This window comes from Citrobacter sp. wls714, assembly GCF_005281025.1.
GTDB classification, from domain to species: Bacteria; Pseudomonadota; Gammaproteobacteria; order Enterobacterales; family Enterobacteriaceae; genus Citrobacter; species Citrobacter werkmanii.
Genome location: NZ_SZWZ01000011.1, coordinates 1 through 6,318 on the forward strand (window position 1 = coordinate 1; position 6,318 = coordinate 6,318).

The window sequence follows — 6,318 nt, forward strand, 5'->3', positions numbered from 1 at the left end:
TACAGCTCACGGTATTCGTCGTCGCGGCTGATGCTCTCTCCCACACCGGGCAAATCCACCAGTGTCAGGTAATGACTGCCGAAGCGCAGGCGCACACGTTGTGGCTGCCGGGTGCAGGCTTCCACGGCATTCACCGCACAGACTTCACTCCGGAACAACGCATTACATAGCGAGGATTTTCCGACGCCGGTTTTGCCCATAATGCCAATAACGGGTTCATACGTGACCAGGCGGCTGAGTTCCTGGAGAAGATGCTGCCGCAGAATACGGGGATAGTGCCGCAGATGGCGACGGATAAGGGCATAGCCCGAAGGATGTTTCATATAAGCCTCGGCATAATAAAAGGCCATCCGGTGGGGATGGCCTGACTGAAGTAAACGGGAGGGAATTCATTGATGTGATATATAACTGAGAAAAATTTAAAAATGAGGATATAGCATTTAATTCAGATATCTGCAGGGGGGGGCGCCCCTGCAGATATGTTGATTCAGTTTATGGTACGCATAAAGGGGATTTTGTTGACTTTTTTGGCAATTCTTAAAAAATATTCCCTGTGAATGGATGGTGTGTTTTTCAGTTTATCATAACCACTCTTTTTTTTGGTTGTGGCGATTTCTGCTTCCCTATCTGCAACACGCCGGTTCGGATTTTTATTTCTGTTGTCTTCCATTTCTGTTCTTCTGACCAGACTGGAAAATAATGTACAGGGTTCATTATTCCGATAACCTTTCGCTGTTACATCAGGGAACGGGTTAAGTATATCGGATATGAAAAAAGTTATTCCTCCTGGCGTGGAAGAATTTTTTTGTTCATTGATGACTTCACGCTGGAAGTTGAGTAAGAAATTAAAGTCAAAACCAGAAACACCAACCAGGCATTCAATGTCTTCAGGGATGAAAGAGTACCAGACCTCAATGATTTCCCTGATGAAGTCATGACTGACTGTCCCGTCCTGAATAAAAAATAACACATGGGCGAAAGGCTCAAAATTTTCATCCAGCATACCCAGCCTTACATGCCCTGCTATCCGGCTATACATTGTGCGATGCTTTATTTTACTCATCGTCGAGGCAAAGGCCATATTAATCATGGTTAAGTCATCGATGATGTATTCAAGTGTTCCATTTGTCTTGCGGTTGAGGTGAAAGCTGATCGGGATTATTGTGATTTTTCCGGATACTTTATTTTTTATTTTGTCATGTTCGGTCTGAATTTTAAGTAACACGTCTTCTTTATGAATTAGGTTTTTCTTCAGTTCTTCTTTATATTCTGGGATTGCTTCGCAATGAAGTTTTAAATATTTATTTGTTACCGCGAGAGAACGGTGTGAGCCAGGGCGTAATGAATTTTCATATTTAAGAATGTCCGATAAAAGATTGCATGCGTAGCCGTCTGTTACCTGTGTTTTTCTTTTTTTAGTGGAAATTTCATCAGGTGGTATTTTTTCACATTCTGCATCTTTAAAATTGATGAAACTGTATATGTCAGCCAGGTCCGCATAACGTATGGGTTCCGATGGATACGTGGCATCTATCTCCCTTAGTTTCAGAAAGTTCACTTCATAAAAATCATTGAGCCCGTCTTTTCTCATGTTCTTCTTCCTGGTAACAGTTCTTTTTTATGCCTCTGAATTGTATCGTACAAAGCTCTGAATTAAGAAGTGTGAAATCATAAATGTGACATAGTAAAACACAGCCTTTTCAAGGTTATTCAGAGCTTGTGATTTCTTCTTAATTCATTGAATTAAATTGGTTATGTGTCATTAAGTGTCATTTTTTGTGTTCGTTTTTTTTTTGGTTTTTTCAGATTGTTATGACATGATTTTAAGGTGAAAACGATTCTGACTGTCTTTTCAGGCGACTGAGCGTGTTCCGTTCCTGCCGATCAGCGTCTTACAGGGAGACTGTTTTTCCGACGGTGTTTACCTGGTCAGGGCGTATCTTATCCTGTCAACCAGTTGCAGAGCATTCTGTGGTCTGATAGTTATCTCCGGGAAGAATGCTGTTTTCCCCTCGAAAATAAATACGTTAGCCTGTCGAGAACTTTCTTTTTTCATGTGTTTCCGGCCGCTCATGGAATATTTTTCCGGAGTAACCAATAATTACTCTCTTACTTCTACGTTTTTTGTGCCTGAAAATACCGGGGGCGTAATCAGGAAAGAAACCCCGTATCGGTATAAATAACGGAAAAATACTATTGCAGTAAATATTACAGTGGCAGGGTGACCCGTTCCGGGAGTCAAACAGTGTGCGTATACAAATCTTTCATGAACACATGCCTGTACAGGTATCAAGTCCGGAAGACAGAAATGGTGGCTGATATCATTTGAACACCAGGGGGTGAATAACTTAAACCTGCGTGGTGTGTGTATTCTCTGGAGGTGACTGACTGTGTGAAATGAAACATTAAGGTTATTAGTGTTATTTTATAAAGATGTGTTATTTACCCACTTACTTACTCCTTTGTATCCAGAAATAATGAATCCTCAGTAAGTACAGCATTCCTTCGTCTACCGGATGATGATTTTTTTCAGACATCACGGTATGTTCAATGTTTACTAAATCATTATTTATTCTTTGCCGTAAAACGTCATGATTGTCAGACTTTCCTGTGTGATGAACACCCATTCTATTTTACGATAAGAAATTACTGTTACAGCACATGTGAAAAATGATACGCAATAACATACTTTCATGGCTGACAACCTGAATCGGTATGCTGAATAAAAAATTAATCTCTCCCGTAATCTCATGACCAATAACTGTTATGGGATATTTATCATGGAATACGCAATCAACTCAAACCACAAACCAGACTGTTCTCTTCAGTCAGTATTATTTAACCATCAGAACCGGTTATTTGACTGTCATTCGAAATTACTCATGCTTCGGGTGGATTTCGCATACAGGAAAAACTCTGATTCATACGCGGATGCTGATATTTATCAACTTGCGGCTGAGATGACATGGCTGACTGAACAATGCGCAGAGATATCTGGTCTGGTGGGATATTCCTGGGTAATGGAATATGGGGAAGATCACCGTTACCACATTCATGCTGCGTTTTATATCAATGGTCAGATCCACCGGAAGGTCTGGTGCTTCTGGGAAGCCATCCAGTCACGATGGGAGGAAATTACGTATGGTGATGGCTATGCGCACCGGTGTGAGCCTAAGGGACATTACCGGGTGCGGGGTGAACGAGTAATCAACTTTTCAGATCGCAGAGGAAGGGAAGGTATGCAGTACATCCTGAGCTATCTGGGTAAACAGTCGCAGCGTACAGAGCGCCGGATTTACAGGGTCAGCGCGGTCCCTGCTCCGGCGGTAAGTGGCAGGCGGCGTAAGCGGAGCTGAATCTATCCGGTAAAAAATTACGCCAGCGTGTCATCGTTTGAAGAAGTCTGCACCATTCGAATATCTGACTTCTTCTCCCTTACCATCTACGGAGAAATAGCGATGACCACCCCAATAAGCATTCTCAGCGACAAATTCGTTGATATGGCCTTTATCACGCAACTCACCGGTTTAACAGACAAATGGTTTTATAAACTGATACAACTTGGAGAGTTTCCGAAACCAATCAAACTGGGGCGTAGCTCCCGCTGGTTGCAAAGCGAAGTGGAAGCCTGGCTACAGCAACGCATTGCGAAGTCACGGAGCTAAACACTCATGGTGAATAAACAGAACAGCAAGACATGGCAGGCACCAGTACGCTGGATTTGCAGACAATGCAACCGTCAGTTCAGCGGTGAGCGCATATGCCCTTTTGTTACTGTATAGACCACGTCGTTGCAGCCTCTGCGCACTGAATACCCATCCTGTCATAATCGCTTTCCCCCAATCCACTGATTCTCTGAATCTTCATTCCGCCAGTGACCACGCTTAACGTTGCCCATACAGGGATGGCTCACGCCTGCGTGCTGTCTGGCGGTAAGGACCCTTACTATGTACGCAAAATCATTTCTTGCCTGTAACCCTGCCGGACGGCTTACCGGTGCCAGAACCGCACTATGCTCCCCGTCTGACGTTTATACCTGCCATCACTGTGGTAGTTCCCTGGTGCTGCATGCTGAAACCGATCGTCCCTGGTTTGCCCATACTACTGCTGCACTGACTGAACGAGGCAGACAAGAGTGCCCATACACGCATCCTGCTGTTGATGAAGTCAGAATTATACAGCGCTTGAAGTGTTACGTACCGGATGCAAGACCGGTAGCCCGTCATGTTGGCCAATGCCAGGGTGAGTCTGGCTGTCACGCTGAGGGGGAGGCCATATGCTCATAATGCCATGCTATCGGGCCCTGAATACCAGAGGAGAGCAAACCAGCAGCAGAAGTGCAGTCAGCCAGCCTGATGAGCGCTGGACCTGCCCGTCCTGCGGATGTCGTTTGATACTGCATTCTGATAACCCCGGCATTCGCGCCTGGTTTGAGCACGATCCACGGTCAGTAGGGAAAGATGTGCTGAGGCAGTGCAGACATCTGAACCACTCTGCCACATTGCCGGGAGACTGGCACACAAGGTTTATATTCACCTTCTTTCCGCTGGATGCTTCTGCACCTATTGGGGCCTGGTATTGCGTGTGGTGTGGGCGTCACTATGCAGGTGAGAAACACTGTGTGGCCTGTAACACCGGTATCTACAGTATTGAGGAAACCGCCTGGGGGGAGAACTATATATGCCCGGTCAATAATCCAGCCCAGCGACCATCTGAAGACACACGCATAGCAGCATCAACATCAGGAGCTTGCTGACGATGGTTAATTCATTCAGACCAACCGAATATGTGATTACCGATGATGGGGAGTGGGTAGCCATCGATGAACTCATTGTCCTGCATGCCAGACCACTGCGCTGCGGCTCCTGCCATATCCCTGTAGTGGTGACGCAGAATGATACAGGCTGGCAATTGATTCACCGGCCGGGTTCAGAGATGGACAGAAAGCAAGTGAGTCGTTGCCGTTACAGAGTATCCTCCTCGCTGTCGACGGGCATACGGGGATTTTAAGCGCCAGAGGCATGGCATGGTGGGTGACGGCATTACGTTGAACTTAGCATAGTGCTGTTGCCCACCCTTATTAACCTTTTCTGTGAAACAACAGAGAAAATCCACTATGAAATATAACCATGCCACCCCGGTTGTTGATAATTCTGCGGATGGGGTAAACATACTCGCTTTTCCCCAACAGGCTGTTGACCACTACCCCCGACTGGTAGTGTTTAGTTTTAAGCTGCAGTTACCGCACAGTGAAACCTCAGCAGATAACCGGGTATTGATTATGCGCTTTCACACGGAAATCAGGCAGCGCATCGGCGAATATTCGTGGCAACGGCAACAGGCACGCCGACATTCACCGCCCAATATTCTGCGGTGGTTATGGGAGCCCGTTAGCGCGGCAGAGTGCAAAATGGTGTTGCTGATGAATCTCGATACGCTGGGAGCGATGCGCGAGACGCCAACTGGTGATGGTGTAGTTCAGGAGATTAATGCGATTAACGGAAGCTGCCTGCTGGTCTCATGCCCGCCGAAAGATCCACGATGTGCACGTCCGCACCCCTGACGGAAGAAGCCATGAGGCAGATCGGTCAGTTATACGCCATATAGGCGGATATAAGGGGAATGTCGACATAGCTGCGGCTTGCTGAACGCCAGAGATAAACGAAACCGTTGTTGAAATCCCTGGAAAGCTGGCTGCGTGAAAAGATGAAGACCCTGTCGCAACACTCGGAGCTGACAAAAGCGTTCGCGTATGCGCTGAACCAGTGGACGGCACTGGCATACTATGCAGATGACGGCTGGGCTGAGGCCGATAACAACATCGCTGAAAATGCGCTGCGGATGGTGAGTCTGGGGCGAAAAAACTACCTGTTCTTCGGTTCTGACCATGGTGGTGAGCGGGGAGCGCTGCTGTACAGCCTGATCGGGACGTGCAAACTGAACGGCGTGGATCCAGAAAGCTACCTTCGCCATGTGCTGGATGTTATCGCAGACTGGCCGGTCAACCGGGTCAGCGAACTGCTGCCCTGGCGTCTCGTCCTGCCAACTGAATAACTGCCGATCGTCAATACGGTTCTGGCTGTCCGCTTACAGAAAAAGAAAAACTGGTGGAGAAAATAGAACGTACTACAGCATCAGTTCTTCACTAACCTGCGAAACAGGGAGCCAGTAGGGCCATCTTGTTATGTAGCTGTATCCTAAGTTAATGGCACCTTCTCCATAAGATTTTACTGACAGCTCCCGACATATCCAGATTAGGGATATTCAGCTCTGAAAAAACGTCTGCTGTTGGCACAGGCTGTGTAAAAACTCGGTTTT

At 46.5% G+C, this 6,318-nt stretch carries 7 protein-coding genes and 1 pseudogene; 5 read left to right on the forward strand and 3 right to left on the reverse strand.

Features of this window, described 5'->3' with window-relative positions:
- Nucleotides 1-323: GTPase family protein (locus FDX11_RS01540; protein ID WP_170975581.1), on the reverse strand; the 323-nt coding region annotated here is incomplete at its 3' end.
- Nucleotides 324-487: 164 nt separating this feature from the next.
- Nucleotides 488-1,591 carry a hypothetical protein gene (locus FDX11_RS01545; RefSeq protein ID WP_137397367.1) on the reverse strand — a complete coding sequence of 368 codons (1,104 nt, stop codon included), beginning with the start codon at nucleotides 1,589-1,591 and terminating at the stop codon, nucleotides 488-490.
- 1,189 nt (nucleotides 1,592-2,780) lie between these two features.
- Here FDX11_RS01545 and FDX11_RS01550 point away from each other — a divergent pair.
- The 4 genes from FDX11_RS01550 to FDX11_RS25700 all read left to right on the forward strand — a co-directional run bounded on the left by FDX11_RS01550 (nucleotide 2,781) and on the right by FDX11_RS25700 (nucleotide 4,756).
- Nucleotides 2,781-3,356, forward strand: a complete 576-nt coding sequence (locus tag FDX11_RS01550; RefSeq protein ID WP_047660997.1) for an inovirus-type Gp2 protein — start codon at nucleotides 2,781-2,783, stop codon at nucleotides 3,354-3,356.
- 102 nt (nucleotides 3,357-3,458) lie between these two features.
- Nucleotides 3,459-3,665 (forward strand): AlpA family transcriptional regulator, encoded by a 207-nt coding sequence (locus FDX11_RS01555; protein WP_047660996.1) that lies wholly within the window; start codon nucleotides 3,459-3,461, stop codon nucleotides 3,663-3,665.
- Between the two features lie 282 nt (nucleotides 3,666-3,947).
- Nucleotides 3,948-4,286: a putative zinc ribbon protein gene (locus FDX11_RS01560; RefSeq protein WP_047660995.1), complete on the forward strand. Its 339-nt coding sequence runs from the start codon at nucleotides 3,948-3,950 to the stop codon at nucleotides 4,284-4,286.
- Nucleotides 4,286-4,756: a putative zinc ribbon protein gene (locus FDX11_RS25700; protein ID WP_371414792.1), complete on the forward strand. Its 471-nt coding sequence runs from the start codon at nucleotides 4,286-4,288 to the stop codon at nucleotides 4,754-4,756. The genes FDX11_RS01560 and FDX11_RS25700 overlap by 1 nt, the downstream gene beginning before the upstream one ends.
- Before the next feature lie 11 nt (nucleotides 4,757-4,767).
- Here the strand turns inward: FDX11_RS25700 and FDX11_RS25060 are convergent, their stop codons facing one another.
- The gene (locus tag FDX11_RS25060; protein WP_170975582.1) at nucleotides 4,768-4,920 is read right to left on the reverse strand and encodes a hypothetical protein; all 153 of its coding nucleotides are present in this window, start codon (nucleotides 4,918-4,920) and stop codon (nucleotides 4,768-4,770) included.
- Between the two features lie 575 nt (nucleotides 4,921-5,495).
- Between FDX11_RS25060 and FDX11_RS25615 the strand changes: the two are divergent.
- Nucleotides 5,496-6,054: pseudogene (locus tag FDX11_RS25615) on the forward strand (IS66 family transposase); the annotation flags it as partial.
- Nucleotides 6,055-6,318: the final 264 nt, after the last annotated feature.